The organism is Streptomyces sp. CC208A (assembly GCF_030010625.1).
Lineage (GTDB): Bacteria > Actinomycetota > Actinomycetes > Streptomycetales > Streptomycetaceae > Streptomyces.
In genome coordinates this window covers 1-332 of the sequence record NZ_JASCXN010000128.1, presented here as the reverse complement: position 1 = coordinate 332, position 332 = coordinate 1, and the positions used below count along the sequence as shown (strand labels likewise).

1 protein-coding gene is annotated in these 332 nt (G+C 68.7%); it reads left to right on the top strand.

Annotated features, from left to right (window positions below):
* The coding region (locus QK442_RS36300; protein ID WP_282698407.1) for an AAA family ATPase at window positions 1–332 on the top strand (332 nt) is incomplete at both ends.

Here is a 332-nt window from a genome sequence, read left to right as displayed (position 1 = left end):
GAGGCGGCGTTCCCGGACCTGCTCACCGTCGCCGGTGACGGCGACACCACGGTCGGCGACCTGATCGGCGAGTACACACAGGACGACGGCGGCAACTACGTCTTCCAGTACGGTCCGCTGGTCACCGCGATGACCGAAGGCCGCGCCCTGCTGATCGACGACGCCACCTTGATCTCACCGAAGGTCCTGGCGGCGCTGTATCCCGCGATGGACGGGCGCAGGCAGATCCAGGTCAAGGCCCACAAGGGCGAGACCATCAAGGCCGAGCCGGGCTTCTACGTGGTGGCGGGCCACAATCCCGGCGTCCACGGCGCGGTGCTGACGGAGGCGCT